This window comes from Agrobacterium tumefaciens (assembly GCF_013337285.1).
Taxonomy (GTDB): Bacteria; Pseudomonadota; Alphaproteobacteria; order Rhizobiales; family Rhizobiaceae; genus Agrobacterium; species Agrobacterium burrii.
Genome location: NZ_SUPW01000005.1, coordinates 150,435 through 167,389 on the forward strand (window position 1 = coordinate 150,435; position 16,955 = coordinate 167,389).

The 16,955-nt window shown below is 59.2% G+C and carries 17 protein-coding genes; 9 read left to right on the forward strand and 8 right to left on the reverse strand.

Translation table 11 applies throughout. The features are described 5' to 3' along the window. Positions 1–174: 174 nt before the first annotated feature. Complete coding sequence (acnA, locus tag FCH38_RS15395; RefSeq protein ID WP_174374276.1) at positions 175–2,868, reverse strand: aconitate hydratase AcnA; 2,694 nt, start codon at positions 2,866–2,868, stop codon at positions 175–177. 270 nt (positions 2,869–3,138) lie between these two features. On the opposite strand from acnA, the gene ccmA reads away from it, so the two are divergent. From ccmA to FCH38_RS15420, 5 genes are all read left to right on the forward strand, one after another. After that, positions 3,139–3,780, forward strand: coding sequence for a heme ABC exporter ATP-binding protein CcmA (gene ccmA, locus FCH38_RS15400; RefSeq protein ID WP_174374277.1), 642 nt, complete (start codon positions 3,139–3,141; stop codon positions 3,778–3,780). A gap of 202 nt (positions 3,781–3,982) precedes the next feature. After that, on the forward strand, positions 3,983–4,642 hold the full coding sequence (ccmB, locus tag FCH38_RS15405) for a heme exporter protein CcmB (RefSeq protein ID WP_149900477.1): 660 nt from the start codon (positions 3,983–3,985) through the stop codon (positions 4,640–4,642). 74 nt (positions 4,643–4,716) lie between these two features. Beyond that, positions 4,717–5,478, forward strand: coding sequence for a heme ABC transporter permease (locus tag FCH38_RS15410; RefSeq protein WP_174374278.1), 762 nt, complete (start codon positions 4,717–4,719; stop codon positions 5,476–5,478). A gap of 3 nt (positions 5,479–5,481) precedes the next feature. Beyond that, complete coding sequence (ccmD, locus tag FCH38_RS15415; RefSeq protein WP_153515503.1) at positions 5,482–5,655, forward strand: heme exporter protein CcmD; 174 nt, start codon at positions 5,482–5,484, stop codon at positions 5,653–5,655. Further along, entirely contained in the window at positions 5,652–6,257 is a 606-nt protein-coding gene (locus tag FCH38_RS15420) for a DsbE family thiol:disulfide interchange protein (RefSeq protein ID WP_174374279.1), read from the forward strand. The genes ccmD and FCH38_RS15420 overlap by 4 nt, the downstream gene beginning before the upstream one ends. Before the next feature lie 17 nt (positions 6,258–6,274). Here the strand turns inward: FCH38_RS15420 and FCH38_RS15425 are convergent, their stop codons facing one another. From FCH38_RS15425 to FCH38_RS15455, 7 genes are all read right to left on the reverse strand, one after another. Continuing rightward, positions 6,275–7,456, reverse strand: a complete 1,182-nt coding sequence (locus FCH38_RS15425; RefSeq protein ID WP_174374280.1) for a GGDEF domain-containing protein — start codon at positions 7,454–7,456, stop codon at positions 6,275–6,277. A 91-nt stretch (positions 7,457–7,547) separates the two neighbouring features. Then, positions 7,548–8,144: a DUF2585 domain-containing protein gene (locus FCH38_RS15430; RefSeq protein WP_174374281.1), complete on the reverse strand. Its 597-nt coding sequence runs from the start codon at positions 8,142–8,144 to the stop codon at positions 7,548–7,550. Further along, positions 8,141–8,791 (reverse strand): septation protein A, encoded by a 651-nt coding sequence (locus tag FCH38_RS15435; protein WP_153515501.1) that lies wholly within the window; start codon positions 8,789–8,791, stop codon positions 8,141–8,143. Before FCH38_RS15435 ends, FCH38_RS15430 begins: the two co-directional genes overlap by 4 nt. Positions 8,792–8,793: 2 nt before the next feature. Continuing rightward, positions 8,794–10,230, reverse strand: a complete 1,437-nt coding sequence (gene ftsY, locus FCH38_RS15440; RefSeq protein ID WP_174374282.1) for a signal recognition particle-docking protein FtsY — start codon at positions 10,228–10,230, stop codon at positions 8,794–8,796. A gap of 32 nt (positions 10,231–10,262) precedes the next feature. Continuing rightward, complete coding sequence (gene mtaB, locus FCH38_RS15445; RefSeq protein ID WP_174374283.1) at positions 10,263–11,537, reverse strand: tRNA (N(6)-L-threonylcarbamoyladenosine(37)-C(2))-methylthiotransferase MtaB; 1,275 nt, start codon at positions 11,535–11,537, stop codon at positions 10,263–10,265. Next, positions 11,534–12,436 carry a diaminopimelate epimerase gene (dapF, locus tag FCH38_RS15450; RefSeq protein ID WP_174374284.1) on the reverse strand — a complete coding sequence of 301 codons (903 nt, stop codon included), beginning with the start codon at positions 12,434–12,436 and terminating at the stop codon, positions 11,534–11,536. The genes mtaB and dapF overlap by 4 nt, the downstream gene beginning before the upstream one ends. Before the next feature lie 121 nt (positions 12,437–12,557). Beyond that, positions 12,558–13,631 (reverse strand): MBL fold metallo-hydrolase, encoded by a 1,074-nt coding sequence (locus FCH38_RS15455; protein ID WP_174374285.1) that lies wholly within the window; start codon positions 13,629–13,631, stop codon positions 12,558–12,560. 327 nt (positions 13,632–13,958) lie between these two features. Here FCH38_RS15455 and ffh point away from each other — a divergent pair, with 327 nt between their 5' ends. From ffh to rimM, 4 genes are all read left to right on the forward strand, one after another. Further along, positions 13,959–15,527, forward strand: coding sequence for a signal recognition particle protein (ffh, locus tag FCH38_RS15460; RefSeq protein ID WP_153515496.1), 1,569 nt, complete (start codon positions 13,959–13,961; stop codon positions 15,525–15,527). Between the two features lie 10 nt (positions 15,528–15,537). Next, positions 15,538–15,855, forward strand: a complete 318-nt coding sequence (locus FCH38_RS15465) for a chorismate mutase (RefSeq protein ID WP_174374286.1) — start codon at positions 15,538–15,540, stop codon at positions 15,853–15,855. 33 nt (positions 15,856–15,888) lie between these two features. Further along, a complete protein-coding gene (gene rpsP, locus FCH38_RS15470; protein ID WP_149900465.1) occupies positions 15,889–16,266 on the forward strand; it encodes a 30S ribosomal protein S16 in 378 nt (125 codons plus the stop codon). A gap of 120 nt (positions 16,267–16,386) precedes the next feature. After that, positions 16,387–16,953 carry a ribosome maturation factor RimM gene (rimM, locus tag FCH38_RS15475; RefSeq protein ID WP_153515494.1) on the forward strand — a complete coding sequence of 189 codons (567 nt, stop codon included), beginning with the start codon at positions 16,387–16,389 and terminating at the stop codon, positions 16,951–16,953. The last annotated feature ends 2 nt before the right edge of the window (positions 16,954–16,955 follow it).

The following is a 16,955-nucleotide window of genomic DNA, read 5'->3' on the forward strand; positions in this document are numbered from 1 at the left end:
GATATCCAGACGAATTGATGCGATCAATCCTGCCGGGATGCAAACCGGAAAATAACGTCTAATGCCCCTCAATAGAAAGTCACGAAGGGGTGAGCGGCAATCACAAAAAAAGAGATCAAGAAACGAAAGAGACGCCGGGATTTTTCCCGGCGTCTTTTGTTGGTTTAAGCTTTATCAGCCAGCCAGATCACGAAGAACGGTCTGCAGAATGCCGCCATTGTTCATGTAAATCACTTCGTCCAGCGTATCGATGCGGCAAAGAAGCGGAACTTCCTTCACCGAACCATCGCTGTAAGTTATCTTGGCGACTTTCTTCTCGCGTGGCTTGATGTCGCCCTCGAGGCCGTCGATCTCGACGACTTCGTCACCCTTGAGGTCGAGGCTCGCCCAGGTCGTGCCCTCCTCGAAGACGAAAGGCACGACGCCCATGCCGACGAGGTTCGAACGGTGGATACGCTCGAAGGACTGCGCGATGACCGCCTTCACGCCAAGCAGGTTGGTGCCCTTTGCCGCCCAGTCGCGGGAAGAACCGTTGCCATATTCGACACCGGCGAAGATGACGAGCGGAACGCCCTCCGCCTTGTATTTCATGGCGGCGTCATAGATCGACATCTCTTCCTTGGACGGATAATGGATGGTGTAGCCCCCTTCCTTGCCGTTCGGGCCGAGCATGTGGTTGCGAATGCGGATATTGGCGAAGGTGCCACGCATCATCACCTCATGATTGCCGCGCCGCGTGCCATACTGGTTGAAGTCGATAACAGCAACGCCGTTTTCCGTCAGATAGGCGCCGGCTGGCGAGGCAGCCTTGATCGAACCGGCCGGGGAAATATGGTCGGTGGTGATCTTGTCGCCGAACAGGCCGAGGACGCGCGCGCCCTTGATGTTCTTGAGACCAGTGCCCTTCTTGCCCATGCCGACGAAATAAGGCGGGTTCTGCACATAGGTCGACTTGTCGTCCCAGGCATAGGTCTGGCCCGGCGGAACCTGAACGGCCTGCCAGTTTTCATCGCCCTTGAACACATCGGCATATTTCGATTCGTAGAGTTCGCGGGTGACGTATTTCAGGATGAATTCCTGGATTTCCTTAGAGGTCGGCCAGATATCCTTGAGATAGACCGGGTTGCCGTTCTGGTCGTCGCCGATCGGCTCCTTCGTCAGGTCTTTCTGGACCGTGCCGGCAAGGGCGTAGGCCACGACGAGCGGCGGTGAAGCGAGGTAGTTCGCCTGAACGTCTGGCGAAATACGGCCTTCGAAGTTACGGTTGCCCGAGAGAACACCGGCGGTGATGAGACCCTTGTCGTTGATCGTCTTGGAGATCGGCGCCGGCAGCGGGCCGGAATTGCCGATGCAGGTCGTGCAACCAAAGCCGACGAGATTGAAGCCGATCGCGTCCAGATCCTTCTGCAGGCCCGACTTGTCGAGATATTCGGCAACCACTTGGCTTCCCGGCGCCAGCGAGGTTTTCACCCACGGCTGGGACTTCAGCCCCCTGGCAACCGCATTACGGGCGAGAAGCCCGGCGGCGATGAGAACCGAAGGGTTGGAGGTGTTGGTGCAGGAGGTGATGGCCGCAATCGCCACATCACCGTGGCCGAGATCGAAGTCTTCGCCGTCAACCGCATAGCGGTTGGTGAGCTGGCCGGGCTTCTTGTAGTCGTTTTCGAGAGCCGTTGCGAAATTCGGCGCAATGGTTTCGAGCGGCAGGCGGCCTTCCGGACGCTTTGGACCAGCCATGGACGGCACCACGTCGCCGAGGTCGAGTTCCAGCGTGTCGGTGAAGACGAGGTCGGAACCGTCGCCGGTGCGCCACATGTCCTGCGCCTTCGAATAGGCTTCAACGAGCGCGATGCGGTCCTTGGCGCGGCCGGACATGGTCAGGTAATTGATGGTCTCGCCGTCAACCGGGAAGAAACCACAGGTCGCACCATATTCCGGACCCATATTGCCGATGGTCGCGCGGTCGGCAAGCGTCATCGAATCAAGGCCCGGGCCGAAGAATTCGACAAATTTGGAGACGACACCCTTCTTGCGCAGCATCTGCACGACGGTCAAAACGAGGTCGGTCGCGGTCACGCCTTCCTTCACCTTACCGGTCAGCTTGAAGCCGATGACCTCAGGCAAAAGCATGGAAACCGGCTGGCCGAGCATCGCCGCTTCAGCCTCGATACCACCCACGCCCCAGCCGAGAACGCCAAGACCATTGATCATCGTCGTGTGCGAATCGGTGCCGACGCAGGTATCCGGGTAAGCGATCGTTTCGCCGTCCTCTTCCTTGGTCCAGACGGTCTGGCCGAGATATTCGAGGTTGACCTGGTGACAGATGCCGGTGCCGGGCGGAACCACACGGAAATTCTTGAACGCCTGCTGGCCCCACTTCAGGAAGCGGTAACGCTCGCCATTGCGCTCATATTCCAACTCGACGTTGCGGGCAAACGCGGTCGGCGTGCCGAATTCATCGACGATGACCGAGTGGTCGATAACGAGATCGACGGGAACGAGCGGATTGATCTTTTCCGGATCGCCACCGAGCGACACCATGGCGTCACGCATGGCGGCAAGATCGACCACGGCGGGAACGCCTGTAAAGTCCTGCATGAGAACGCGGGCTGGACGATAGGCGATTTCCGTTTCGGTGAGGCCCTTATTATCAAGCCATTCGGCGACGGCCAGAATGTGCTCCTTTGTGACGGACTGGCCGTCCTCGAAACGAAGCAGGTTCTCCAGAAGAACCTTCATGGAATAAGGCAGCTTGGAAACGCCCTTGAGACCGTTTGCCTCAGCCTTGGGAAGGCTGAAATAAACATAGTCCTTACCATCCACGGTAAGGACGGAACGACATTGGAAACTGTCGAGAGATTTGGCCACGGTTTAAAACCCCGCATAATCTGATTAGCCAACACGCGCGTGCGGACCCCTGTGCTCGCAAGCACATCAGGATGCGGGTACGACCATTTCCGCTGTCCGCACGTGAAAGTTACTCCTCGTAACATTCAGGTCCGGCGCAAGATGATGTTCACGCCGGCCGCTGGCGTGGTTGACACTCATATAGATAATTTCGGAGAAACGTGCCAGACCATTCAACGAAGCTAATCGATTTTTTTATCGAGACGACGAAATCTGAAACGGAACCGCAGCATGGATTTGACGGCGGAAAATCTTGGCGTGCGACGCGGCGAAGATTTCATATTCATGAATATTTCCTTCAAGTTAAGCGACGGTGCGGCACTGGTGCTGACCGGCCGAAACGGCTCGGGAAAATCCACTCTCCTGCGCACCGTGGCCGGCCTGCTACGCCCCGAACAGGGGTGGATAAAGATAGCCGGCGAAGAGATAGAAAAGGACATGCGCCCATCAGAAGCCTGTCATTATCTCGGCCATCGCAACGCGATGAAAATGGAACTGACCGTTTCGGAAAATCTGAGTTTCTGGAAAAATTTCCTCGGTGATTTTTCCGGTGGTACTGGCATCACAATCGATGAGGCGGCTGAGATCGTCGGTCTCGCCGGCATTACTCATCTGCCCTTCGGTTATCTCTCCGCCGGCCAGCAACGGCGTTTTGCCATGGCGAAACTTCTGATCGCCTGGCGGCCGGTATGGATTCTCGATGAGCCGACGGCAGCGCTTGATAAAGCTGCGGATGGCATGTTTACCGATCTTGTCAAAGGCCATTTATCGAAGGGCGGTATCGTCATTGCAGCAACTCATCAGCCGCTTGGGCTGGCGAATGCCCGGGAATTGCAGATGACGGGTTTTGCGGGTGTGGAGGCTTGGGCATGATGCGTATGCGCGCGGGAAATACCCCCCTCTGCCCTGCCGGGCATCTCCCCCTCAAGGGGGGAGATCGACTCGCGGCTAGGCCTCGACAATCTCAACGCTCGAGAATGGAGTGGTGGAAGGGCATCCTGCCGATCTCCCCCCTTGAGGGGGAGATGCCCGGCAGGGCAGAGGGGGGTAAACCACACCCGCAGAGGCCTTTCCAATGACCGCCCTCCTCCTCCGCGACATCAAACTCTCCATCCGCGCCGGCGGCGGTGCCCTGATCGGCGTACTCTTCTTCATGACGGTCGTTGCCGTCATCCCCTTCGGTGTCGGCCCCGATCTCAACCTACTCGCCCGCATCGGCCCCGCCATCGTCTGGATCGGCGCACTTCTGTCCGCCCTTCTCGGCCTCGACCGGCTGTTTCAGGCAGAGCGGGATGACGGGTCGCTGGACCTCATTCTCATGCAGGAAAACCCGCTGGTGCTGACGGTGCTCGTCAAATGCCTGGCGCACTGGGTGGGAACCGGCCTGCCGCTGGTGCTGGCCTCCCCCCTGCTCGGCCTGTTCATGAATATGGACGAGGTGGCAATCGGCGCTGTGATGCTCACGCTTTTCGTCGGCTCACCGGCCATCACCTTCATCGGCGCGGTAGGAGCGGCAGTCGCGGTCGCCCTGCCGCGAGGCGGGCTTCTGGTCTCCATCCTCGTGCTACCGCTCGCCATTCCGGTGCTGATTTTCGGCGTCAGCGCTTCTTATGCGGCGGTGCAGGATCCAGCGCCCTTTATGCCGCCATTCCTCATTCTCTGCGCGATCACGTTATTTTCAGCTGTGACCGGCCCTTTCTTTGCCGCTTTGGCCCTGCGCAATGTTATGGATTGATGAAGCCGCGATTGACGATCCCCTGTTGACAGGGATCAATTGCGGGGCGGCCATTCTCGGGTTACACAGGCGGCATGAACGAGCAGACCTTCACCATCACCAAATTCAGTGATCTCGCCAATCCCACGCGGTTTCTGGCGCTGGCAGCACGCATTCTGCCCTGGCTCGCTGTCCTGACGGCGCTGGTGCTAGCCGCCGGTCTCTATCTGACTTTTACGACAGAAGGCGATTACCAGCAGGGTTACACTGTGCGCATCATGTATGTGCATGTGCCCTCCGCTTGGCTTTCAATGATGTGCTATACTGTCATGGCGGTCTCGGCGATCGGCACGCTGGTCTGGCGTCACCCAATCGCAGATGTCAGCCACAAGGCCGCCGCCCCCATCGGTGCCGCCTTCACGCTCATCGCCCTCATTACCGGCTCGCTTTGGGGCAAACCCATGTGGGGAACCTGGTGGGTGTGGGATGCGCGACTGACTTCCGTATTCGTGCTTTTCCTGATGTATCTCGGCCTTATCGCGCTCAACCGCGCCATGGATGACCCCTCCAGAGCCGCCCGTGTCAGCGCCGTGCTGATCCTCGTTGGTTTCGTGAATATTCCGATCATCAAATTTTCGGTCGAATGGTGGAACACGCTGCACCAGCCGGCCAGCGTCATCCGCATGGGTGGTTCCGCCATCGATGCGGAATTTCTCTGGCCGCTTCTGACCATGGCGATCGGCTTCACACTGCTGTTCTTCACATTACACATCGCCGCCATGCGCAACGAAATCTGGCGCCGGCGCGTGGCCGCGCAGCGGCGGCTTGCCGCCCGTTTGGCCAACCGGGAGGGCTGAGGCATGACGCACGCCTTTTATATCGGCATGTCTTACGCGGCCACCGGCCTTGTCGTTCTCTGTCTCATCGCCTGGGTCGTTGTGGACGGTCAGGCACGCAAACGGGAACTGAAGCAGCTGGAGGCATCCGGTGTGCGCCGCAGGGCAAGAGCCGGTTCTACAGGTGACGCGCAATGACGCAGGCCAGCCAGGATCAGGACACCAAAACCAAAACCACCGGCCGCGCACGTTACGGGCTGGCGCTGCTGCCACTGCTGCTCTTCGGCGGTTTTGCCTTCATCGCCGGCAAGATGCTCTATGATCAGGATGTCAACGGGCTGGATATCAGCGCCATTCCCTCCGCACTCATCGGCACCAAGGCGCCTTCCCTGTCGCTGCCGCCGCTGGAAGGCTCGAACCTGCCGGCGCTCACCGATGCCGCCATCAAAGGCAAACTGACACTGGTCAACGTCTTTGCCTCCTGGTGCATTCCCTGCCGGCAGGAGCATCCGCTATTGCAGGAACTGGCGAAAGACAGCCGCATCACCGTCGTCGGCATTAATTACAAGGATAAGCAGGACAATGCACTCCGCTTCCTTGGCGAACTTGGCAACCCCTTTGCCGCAATAGGCGTCGATCCGAACGGCAAAGCCGCGATCGACTGGGGCGTTTACGGCATCCCCGAAAGTTACCTTGTCGGCGCAGACGGCACGATCCTCTATAAAAAGGTTGGCCCCTTCGATGCCCGTAGCGTCGAGCGCGACCTGCTGCCGGCCATCACGACCGCAGCCGGAAAATAGCCCCCGGGCGGGAAGGTTCAATTCTTCGAAATAACCCGGAGCGACGGGCCTTCGGCCGGCATACGTATACCTTCCAGCACGACCTGATCGCGACCGCCGCGCTTTGCAGCATAAAGGCTGTCATCGGCCCGCTTGATGGCATCATGGATGGAATGGTCTCCCCTCGCGACAGCCGAAACGCCAAAGCTTGCCGTAATTTGGGTGGTCACACCCCGGTTACGCCAATCGAGCGACAGGAGGTTTGAACGCATGCCATTGGCAAGCTGACCGGCAGCAGCAGCCGTGTGGCCGGGCAGGAAGACCACGAATTCCTCACCACCGAAACGCGCCACCAGCGCGTCTTCGGGCGAATTTCGCCTGAGGAGATCGGAAAGGCCGATAAGCACGATATCTCCGGCCGCATGGCCGTAAACATCGTTGATGCGCTTGAAATGGTCTATATCGCAGGCAATGACCGCACCATCAGGCGTGTCGTTGCGGAAATCGGGAACGCGACGGTCGAACCCGCGGCGGTTCAGCACATCCGTCAACGGATCCTGTTCCGCGGCATGCAGGTGCCGGTCGACGGTTACGGAAATCTGGCTTGCAAGCACGGAAAGCGCCAGCAGGAAGCCGAATATGCTCGCGGCAAGCTGCATATAGAAGGCATAATCCGACTCGAAAAATTCGCTGAGCTCGATCATCGAGCCGTTCGGCGTCATTACCAGCAGCATGCCGATACGCACCAGCGTTTCCAGCACCACAAGCGAAGCGATCGCCACCATCAGCCGATCGGCAAGGGCGACAGGCCGCTTTCGCACAAGCCAGACCGGAAAAGCGAGCAGCAGGGCGCAAACAAGATCGCCGATGACGAGTTCGCGCTTCAGATCGGGCGTGATGAAAACGTGAAATGAAACCAGCAAAACAGCGGCAAGCACGAGCGACAGGCGCGCCATCGTATGGCGCGGCCGCCCGAAATGGGTAAGCAGCGCATGGCCGTAAAGAAAAAATGCGGAGAAGAACAGCAGGTTCGAGACAATCGCCTGCAATTCGAAGGGCAGGCCACCGAGCACCAGAGGGGAGGCAAAACCAAAAGCCGCCGCAAGATAGCCGATACCCCAATACCGCGCCGAAACGTGACCTATCCTTTGCAGGAACAGGAACACGACGCCAAATGTCAGCATGATGAAGGGGAGAAGATAGGCGAAATTATCTTGCAATGTGTTCTGCCGGAACGAGAGACAAGCCTTTAAGCACCGAACATTACCGCAATGCCATTAAGAAACTGGCTTATATCGTCCGCCGGCTCGTTCACATTTGCGGGAGCGCGTTCTGCCATTCCTTGATCGCATCGAGCGGCCAGACCAGCATGACCACGTTCAGCGTCAGATTATCGCGGATCAGCCAGCCCGTGAAGATTTCGAAGAAGATGGCGATTAGTACCGTCAGCCACACCGGCACGCGGGCGGCAAAAAGGAAACCCAGCGCCATGAAAACCGTGTCCATCGCCGAGTTCAGGATGCTGTCGCCGGTGTAACCCAGCGCCATGGTCGCCGTGCGATAGCGATCGATAATGATGGGCGAGTTTTCGAGAAGTTCCCACGCCGCCTCGATCAGAACCGCGAAAGAAAGCCGCATGGAAAAAGGTTTGTTGCGGAACAGCAGCCAAGCGAACCAGTAGAATAGAAAGCCGTGTATAATATGCGACGGCGTATACCAATCAGCCAGATGCTGGGAATTGCCCGGCGTGTTCACGCCCGGCTCGAACAGCTTCACATAACCGCATTCGCAGATGGGAACCCGGCCCATGGCGTAGAGAATGACGATCTGCAGGAGAAGCAGCCCGGCAGCCAAGCCGAACCATTTGAGCGAACGCGAACGGGAAGCCGACATCTCCGCAACTGTCATTTTTCGTCCTTGCCAAGCGGTTCTACAGAATGGCGCATCACAAGCGGCATTTGCGCCATGGTGAAAATGATGGTGATCGGCATGGTGCCCCACACCTTGAAGGCCACCCATTGATCCGTCGTGAAACCACGCCAGACAACCTCGTTCAGCACCGCGAGAAACAGGAAAAACAAACCCCAGCGCAACGTCAGCTTACGCCAGCCTTCATCCGTCAGCTTGAAGGCGGAATTGAACACGTAACCCAGCAAAGACTGGCCGAAGAACAGGCCGCCCAGCAGGATGACGCCGAACAGCGTGTTGACGATGGTCGGCTTCATCTTGATGAATGTATCGTTCTGCAGCCACAGCGTCAGCGCGCCGAACACAAAAACCACGATGCCTGATATCAGCGGCATGATCGGAAGTTTGCGCGTCAAAATCCACGACACGGTCAGGGCGGCGGCGGTCGCGATCATGAACAGGCCGGTGGCGATGAAGATCGGCCCGCCGAACTCCGTCAGCACCGGAAAAGTTGAGGCCAGCCATTCGCCGCGGGAATTGGCGAAAAAGAACACCATGAGCGGGCCAAGCTCGAGCACAAATTTCAGCAGCGGGCTGATTTCCGCCACCATTTTTTCGCTTTCCTTGGAATTGCTTTCAATATCCATACTCAAACTCCCGCAATGGCCTTGGCGAAATCTTCCGCCTCGAAGGGCTCCAGATCATCAACACCTTCACCCACGCCGATGAAATAGACCGGCAGCTTGTGTTTGGCAGCGATGGCGACGAGGATACCGCCCCGCGCCGTGCCATCCAATTTTGTCATAATCAGGCCCGAAACACCCGCAACGTTGCGGAATATCTCCACCTGGTTCAGGGCGTTCTGGCCGGTCGTTGCATCCAGTGTCTGCAGCACGGTGTGCGGCGCATCCGGATCGAGCTTGCCGAGCACCCGCACGATCTTTTCCAGTTCCGCCATCAGTTCCGTCTTGTTCTGCAGACGGCCGGCCGTATCGATGATGAGCACATCGCTTTTTTCCGCCCGCGCCTGTTCATAGGCATCGTAAGCGAGACCCGAGGCGTCCGCGCCGAGCTTGGTGCCGATGAATTGCGAACCGGTGCGGTCGGCCCAAATCTTCAGCTGCTCGATGGCCGCCGCGCGAAAAGTATCACCGGCCGCAAGCATCACCTTGAGGCCTGAGCCGGAAAGCTTGGCAGCCAACTTGCCGATGGTCGTCGTCTTGCCGGTACCGTTCACACCCACGACAAGAATGACATGCGGCTTGTGCGAAAGATCGAGTTCCAGCGGCTTCGCAACAGGTTTCAGGACCTTGGTGATCTCGCCCGCCATAATGCGCGCCACATCCTCACCACTCACATCCTTGCCGTACCGCTCTGAAGACAAAGCGCCGGTGATACGCATGGCGGTCTCGACGCCCAGATCCGACTGGATGAGAAGGTCTTCCAGCTCGTCAAGCGTGTCCTCGTCCAGCTTGCGCTTGGTGAACAGCGCCGAAATCTGTGTGGTCAGCTGCGACGACGTGCGCGCAAGCCCGGCCCGCAGGCGCTGAAACCAGCTGAGCTTCGGCTCAGGCGCAGCGACAACAGGCTCTTCACGCTCGCTTGCCGATGAAAAGCCCTTCGGCAAAGCTTGCGGCACGACAGGGAGGTCGACTGCATCTACGGACTCCGCCTCATCGAGCAGCGCATCCATCACATCCGCGTCGAGCACGGCATCAACAACCTCCCGCGAAGGTTCGGCCTGCTCTTCGGCAGCGGCTTCCGCCTGCAGCAGCGACAACGGCACCAACCCCATATCGCCGGAAAGCTCGGCACCGGGCAGAAGCGGAGCTTCTTCTTCGTCTTCTTCTTCAGAAGGTGTGGCATCCGCTGTCTCGTCCGGAGCGGGACCGCCGGCCGTCTCCATCTCCAGCTCGGAAACGGGATCCTCATCTACCGGGTTATGCGCTTCGGCCTCGCTCAGCGCCGCTTCGAAAGAGGCATTTTCGTTGCCGTGTTCAGACACAGCATCCTCTTGCGGCCGCTCATTCGTTTCGGCTTTGTCCTTGCCGAACGAAAAGACTTTTTTGATGAAGCCGAGGGCCATGGTCGTTCCCGTGTCTTTTCTCTTGAGCCGCCTCAGGCAGCGTTCGCCGCCAGAAGCTGCATGTTCAGATGTTTGCCGTTGTGGCCGGTAATCGCAACCTGCGCAAGAGTGCGCGGGGCAAGATCAGGCGCCGCCACAAGCGTGAAATTATCGGTATGGGCAAAACCGGTGTTTTCCACCAGGATCGTTTGCACCGAACCGACCATATCCTGCAACTGCACCACCTTAAGCGCTTCGCCGCGTTCGCGAAGCCTCGCCGCCCGGTCCTTCACCAGCGCGCGGTCCAGCTGCGGCATGCGGGCCGCCGGCGTACCGGCACGCGGGCTGTAGGGAAACACGTGCAGGCTGGAAATGCCGCATTCTTCCGCAAGCGTCGCGGCATTTTCGAACATCTCTTCCGTCTCGGTCGGAAAACCGGCAATCATATCCGCGCCGAAGGCGATGTCGGGCCTCAGCGACCGCACGTCACGACAGAAGCGAATGGCATCGGCCCGTGAATGGCGGCGTTTCATGCGTTTCAGGATCATGTCATCGCCATGCTGGAGGGACAGGTGCAGATGCGGCATGAAACGCGGCTCACCACCAATCAGATCCATCAGATGATGGTCGGCCTCGATACTGTCGATGGAGGAAAGCCGCAGGCGCAGAATGTCCGGCACCTGCTTCAGCAAAGTCTTGGCGAGGTAACCGAGGGAAGGTTCACCCGGCAGATCAGCCCCATAGCTGGTCGCATCCACTCCGGTCAGCACGATCTCGCAATAACCGCTCTCCGTCAGTCTGCGCGCCTGATCCACCACCGCACCCATCGGCACGGAGCGGGAATTGCCGCGCCCATAGGGAATGATGCAGAAGGTGCAGCGATGATCGCAGCCGTTCTGTACCTGAATGAAAGCGCGCACATGCCCGTCAATGTGCTTGACCATCTGCGGCGCGGTCGCCTTGATGCTCATGATGTCGTTGACGCGCAGCTTCTCTTCCGCCGAGACGCCGAAATCCGGCAGCGCGCGGTAGGAGGCGCTTTTCAGCTTTTCCTCATTGCCCAGCACCGCATCCACCTCGGGCATTTCGGCAAAGGTCTGTTTTTCCGTCTGGGCAGCGCAACCGGTGACTATGATGCGCGCATGCGGATTGTCACGCCTGGCGCGGCGGATGGCCTGACGCGCCTGGCGCACCGCCTCGCCCGTCACGGCGCAGGTATTGACCAGTACGGCATTGTTCAGCCCGGCCTTTTCGGCCTCCGCCCGCATCACTTCCGATTCATAGGTGTTGAGACGACAGCCGAAGGTTATGACCTCGACGCCGCTCATACGGCCCCCTGCTCGGCCGCCGCATCCCGTGACCAGACACCCGTGACGGGATCGACGATGCCGGACCATTCCCATTCGGCCGGGCCTGTCATGATGACGTGGTTGTCCTCGCGCCAGTCGATTGTCAGCGGCACCCGAATGGGGCTGGAAGCCACATCAATGGTGACCTTTCTGCCCGTGCGGCCAGTGCGGGCGGCGGAAACGGCGGCGGCGCAAGCTGCGGAACCGCAGGCGAGCGTCAGCCCGGCGCCACGCTCCCAGGTGCGGGTGCGAAGCGCGCTGTCGGACATTACCTGTGCGAGCGTGATATTGGCCTTTTCCGGAAACATCGGATGGTTTTCGAGCAGCGGCCCGAACCGCTCAAGATCGAAATCCATCGGATCGCGGTCCACCCAGAAAATCGCATGCGGGTTGCCCATCGACATGACGGCGGGCGAATGCAGGATTGGCGCATCGATAGGCCCGATCTGCAATTCGATACGGCTGGTATCGTGGAATTCTTCCGAAAGCGGAATATCGCTCCAGCGGAAACGCGGCAGGCCCATATCGACTGATATCATGCCGTCTTCATGCTCGACGGCATTCAAAATGCCGGCCACCGTCTGGAAGGTGAAGCTGGTCTTGCCGGTTTCGGAAGACAGAGCCTGCACCACGCAGCGCGTACCATTGCCGCAGGCTTGCGCCTTCGTGCCATCGCAATTGAGAATATCGATAAAGGCATCCGTGCCACTGACACGCGGATCGTGGATGGCCATGATCTGGTCGAACTGGGTCGCGGGATCGGCATTGAGGGCGATGGCCGCCGCAGGCGTGACCATATCCTTGCGGCCGCGCATGTCGACAACGAGGATCTTGTTGCCAAGCCCGTTCATCTTCGCAAATTCAACCGTATCCGCCATCGCCTTGAACCTGAAAACTATCTGAAATCGGATTGCATACGGGATTTACCCCGCGCTTTCGCCCTATATGGCGGAAAGACCGGCAAATTACCAGACTGTTGCGGCGCAAACCGGGCAGCGCTCAGGCGGAGGGTACGTCGAAAACCTCACCAGGGCGCATGGGCCGGAAACGGCTTTCCTCCACACCCTGCTCCACAAGCGCCGTTTTCAGCGCCGCAAGTGGCGCATCGACGGCCTCGTCGGTGAGTTGCACCGTACCCCAATGGTGGCCGCAGACATGCGCGGCACCGCAAAGCTTCATGCCCTCAACGGCTTCCGCCGGGTTCTGGTGCTGGCCTTTCATGAACCAGCGCGGCTCGTAAGCGCCGAAGGGCAGGTTGGCGAGTCGGAATTCGCCATGTTTCTTGCGCGCAGCGTGATAATTGAGGCCTTCGTGAAAGCCGGTATCGCCGATGTGGTAGATTTTCCCACCCGGCCCCTCGATGACGAAGGCGGCCCACAATGCCATGCTGCGGTCGTTGAGCCCGCGGGCTGACCAATGGTGGCAGGGTTCGAAATGAATTTTAACCGACGAACCGACCTCAACCACATCGCCCCAGTCGCCCACCTTGATGCGCGCTGCCTCCACGCCGGTGCGGATGATCGCGTCATTGCCGAGCGGCGTGATGAAAAGCGGCTTGTGCGCCACATGCAGCCGCTTCAGCGTTTCCATGTCCAGATGGTCGTAGTGATTATGCGTCACCAGCACCAGATCGATGGGAGGCAGATCCTCAAAACGGATGCCGGGCGGATTGACCCGTTTTGGACCGGCGAAGCTGAACGGGCTGGTGCGCTGCGACCAGACCGGATCGATAAGAATATTCATCCCTGCCGTCTGGATGAGGAACGAGGCGTGGCCGACAAAGGTCACCCGGATGTCCTTGCCGCCAATCCGCATTTCCGGCTTTGCGAAAGGAAAAGGGCTCGGATAGTTTTCCGGCCATGTGGCGCGCTCGCCGTTGAAACGCCATTTCAACAGGCCCATGAAATTGCCGGGCGGCGAGCCGCCGGGATTAAAGAAGCGCACCCCGTCGAAATGATCGGAGATCGGGCCGCTATAATAGGCGCTGGCGTTCGAACGGCGGGCAAACAGCGCCCCGCCCGCGACAGCGAGCAATCCAAGGGTTGAAAAACGAAAGAAGTTTCGACGGTTCATGCTAAAGGTATAGGGAGCGGAATGGTGCCGTTCAAGCCGCACCAATCGCGGCTTGCAGCCGATCACGCAAAGATGAAATGCATGGCCGCGCAGCTGAAAACTGCCGCCGCCTTGACTTTCCCGCCACTTTCCTGTTTATCCCCGCCAATCAGCTGGCAGTTTCACGACTCCAAGCCGCCGACCGGGACCCGCATAGGTATAAAGAGATCCCGGAGGTCAACACCCGACAGCGCGATGCGCCCTCGGGTGCTTTTTGGCTTTGCGTCTTGTTTTTGCCAGCGAAAGCACCGACGTTTCGGGAACCCCGGAACGAAGAAGGAAGAAACGATGTTTGAAAACCTCCAGGACCGCCTTGGTTCCATTCTGAATGGACTGACCGGCCGTGGCGCGCTGACGGAAGCCGATGTTGCCGCCGCCCTGCGCGAGGTTCGCCGTGCGCTTCTGGAAGCGGACGTGGCGCTAGAAGTCGTGCGCTCCTTCACCGACAGGGTGCGTGAAAAGGCTGTTGGTGCAGCCGTTCTCAAATCCATCAAGCCCGGCCAGATGGTCGTCAAGATCGTCCATGACGAGCTTGTCGAAATGCTCGGCACCGAAGGCGTCTCCATCGACCTGCATGCGGCCGCCCCCGTCGTCATCATGATGGTCGGCCTTCAGGGTTCGGGCAAGACAACCACGACCGGCAAGATCGCCAAGCGCCTGACCGACCGCGAGAAGAAGAAGGTGCTGATGGCATCTCTCGACACGCGTCGTCCGGCCGCACAGGAACAGCTTCGCCAGCTGGGCGTCCAGACCGGCGTCGACACGCTGCCGGTCATCGCCGGCCAGTCGCCGACAGATATCGCCGCGCGCGCCGTGCAGGCCGCAAAGCTCGGCGGCCATGACGTCGTGATCCTCGACACCGCCGGCCGCACCCATATCGATGAACCCTTGATGCTGGAAATGGCCGACATCAAGAAGAAGTCCAACCCGCACGAAATCCTGCTGGTCGCGGATTCGCTGACCGGTCAGGACGCCGTCAATCTGGCGCGCAATTTCGATGAGCGCGTCGGCATTACCGGCCTCGTGCTGACCCGTATGGATGGTGACGGTCGTGGCGGTGCGGCCCTTTCCATGCGCGCCGTTACCGGCAAGCCGATCAAGCTGATCGGTATCGGCGAGCGCATGAATGAACTCGACGAGTTCCATCCGCGCCGTATCGCCGACCGTATTCTCGGCATGGGCGACATCGTGTCGCTGGTCGAAAAGGCCGCTGAAAACATCGATGCAGAAAAAGCCCGTGCCATGGCCGAGAAGATGGCCAAGGGCAAGTTCGACCTCAACGATCTGGCCGACCAGCTTGGCCAGATGAAGAAGATGGGCGGCATGGGCGGCATTATGGGGCTGATGCCCGGCATGGCAGGCATGAAGGACAAGATGGCTTCGGCCGGTATGAACGACAAGATGTTCGACCGCCAGATCGCCATTATCTCTTCGATGACCAGGGCGGAACGCGCCAATCCCGATATTCTCAAACACAGCCGCAAGAAACGCATCGCCGCCGGTTCCGGCACGGATGCTGCCGAAATCAACAAGCTCCTGAAGATGCACCGCGGTATGGCTGACATGATGAAAGCCATGGGCGGCAAGGGCAAAGGCGGCATCATGAAGCAGATGATGGGCGGCCTTGCCGGCAAGATGGGTCTCGGTGGCCTCGGCGGCGGTATGCCTGATCTGTCGAACATCGATCCGAAGCAGCTCGAAGCGCTCCAGAAGCAGGCTGAAGCTGCCGGTCTCGGCAAGCCGGGCGCAATGCCGGGTCTTGGTGGGATGCCGGGTGGATTGCCTGGTCTTGGTGGCGCAAAGCTGCCGGGTCTTGGCGGTATGCCGGGCCTGCCCGGCTTCCCGAAGAAGAAGTGAGGGGACGCCAGTGAACAACATAGAAGTGAAAGCCCAGCTTTCCGAATATCGCCAGTCGATCGACAATATCGACGCCGCACTGGTTCACATTCTTGCCGAACGTTTCCGCTGTACCAAGGCGGTGGGCGTGCTGAAGGCAAAATATAATTTGCCGCCGGCAGACCCGGCGCGCGAGGAATACCAGATCGAACGCCTTCGCCATCTGGCCAAGGACGCCAATCTGGACCCGGATTTCGCTGAGAAGTTCTTGAACTTCATCATCAGGGAAGTCATCCGGCATCATGAAGCAATCGCCGCCGAACATGGCGGTAACGAAAAGACCGCCTGACCGGCGGACAAGCCATCCTAAGGAGTATATCACATGGCACTTAAAATTCGTCTCGCACGCGGTGGTTCCAAGAAGCGCCCGTATTACCAGATCGTCGTTGCAGACGCCCGTTCGCCCCGCGACGGCCGCTTCCTCGAAAAGGTCGGTTCCTGGAACCCGATGCTCGCCAAGGACAACCCGCAGCGCATCGAGCTGAAGGCTGACCTCATCAAGGAATGGATCGCCAAGGGCGCACAGCCGACCGACCGCGTTCTGCGCTTCCTCGCTGAAGCCGGCATCACCGAGCGCGAAGCTCGCAACAACCCGGAAAAAGCAAAGCCGGGCAAGCGCGCCCTGGAGCGCGTTGCTGAAAAGAAGCAGAAGGCTGAAGATGCAGCAGCTGCTGCAGCAGAAGCCACTGCCGCAGAATAATCTGCGCTGGATTTTCTAAAGAACGGGTGGCGTGGTTTTCCATGCCACCCGTTTTTTGTTTATTTTGGCGTCAACAAACCTTAAAGCTGACGCAACCAACACCAGAAGACGGACGGCCCGATGGCAAAGCTGGAAAACCCGATACTCATGGCAAAAATCGGCGGCGCGCAGGGCCTGCGCGGCGAAGTTCGTGTCAGCACCTATACGGACGACCCGATGGCGCTCGGCGATTACGGCAATCTGGTCACAGCCGATGGCCGCGTCTTTGAAATTCTGGAGGTTCGCGAGGGCAAAAATGTCGTCGTCGTGCGTTTCCGGGGCATCAACGACCGCAATGCGGCCGAAACGCTGAACGGGCTGGAACTGTTCATCGAACGCGACAATCTTCCGGATGACGAGCTTGATGACGATGAGTTTTATTATGCCGATCTCGAAGGGCTGGAGGCCGTCGATGCTGAAGGCAAAAGTTATGGCGCGGTCAGCGCCGTTTACGATTTCGGCGCGGGCGATCTGCTGGAGTTGAAGGGCGCCGGCCGACGCCCTGCCCTCATTCCGTTTTCGGAGGCGGCCGTGCTCGAGATCGATCTCGAGGCCGGGCGTATTCTCATCGATCCGATGGCTGCCGGCCTGATCGACAATCCCGACGACAAGGACGAAACCGGCGTACCGCCTTTCGGCAAGAAATAAAG

Coding starts and splice junctions, on each gene's coding strand:
- ccmA (WP_174374277.1), top strand. CDS start 3,139: ATGGATTTGACGGCGGAAAATCTTGGCGTGCGACGCGGCGAAGATTTC.
- ccmB (WP_149900477.1), top strand. CDS start 3,983: ATGACCGCCCTCCTCCTCCGCGACATCAAACTCTCCATCCGCGCCGGC.
- FCH38_RS15410 (WP_174374278.1), top strand. CDS start 4,717: ATGAACGAGCAGACCTTCACCATCACCAAATTCAGTGATCTCGCCAAT.
- ccmD (WP_153515503.1), top strand. CDS start 5,482: ATGACGCACGCCTTTTATATCGGCATGTCTTACGCGGCCACCGGCCTT.
- FCH38_RS15420 (WP_174374279.1), top strand. CDS start 5,652: ATGACGCAGGCCAGCCAGGATCAGGACACCAAAACCAAAACCACCGGC.
- FCH38_RS15430 (WP_174374281.1), bottom strand. CDS start 8,144: ATGACAGTTGCGGAGATGTCGGCTTCCCGTTCGCGTTCGCTCAAATGG.
- FCH38_RS15435 (WP_153515501.1), bottom strand. CDS start 8,791: ATGGATATTGAAAGCAATTCCAAGGAAAGCGAAAAAATGGTGGCGGAA.
- ftsY (WP_174374282.1), bottom strand. CDS start 10,230: ATGGCCCTCGGCTTCATCAAAAAAGTCTTTTCGTTCGGCAAGGACAAA.
- mtaB (WP_174374283.1), bottom strand. CDS start 11,537: ATGAGCGGCGTCGAGGTCATAACCTTCGGCTGTCGTCTCAACACCTAT.
- dapF (WP_174374284.1), bottom strand. CDS start 12,436: ATGGCGGATACGGTTGAATTTGCGAAGATGAACGGGCTTGGCAACAAG.
- FCH38_RS15455 (WP_174374285.1), bottom strand. CDS start 13,631: ATGAACCGTCGAAACTTCTTTCGTTTTTCAACCCTTGGATTGCTCGCT.
- ffh (WP_153515496.1), top strand. CDS start 13,959: ATGTTTGAAAACCTCCAGGACCGCCTTGGTTCCATTCTGAATGGACTG.
- rpsP (WP_149900465.1), top strand. CDS start 15,889: ATGGCACTTAAAATTCGTCTCGCACGCGGTGGTTCCAAGAAGCGCCCG.
- rimM (WP_153515494.1), top strand. CDS start 16,387: ATGGCAAAGCTGGAAAACCCGATACTCATGGCAAAAATCGGCGGCGCG.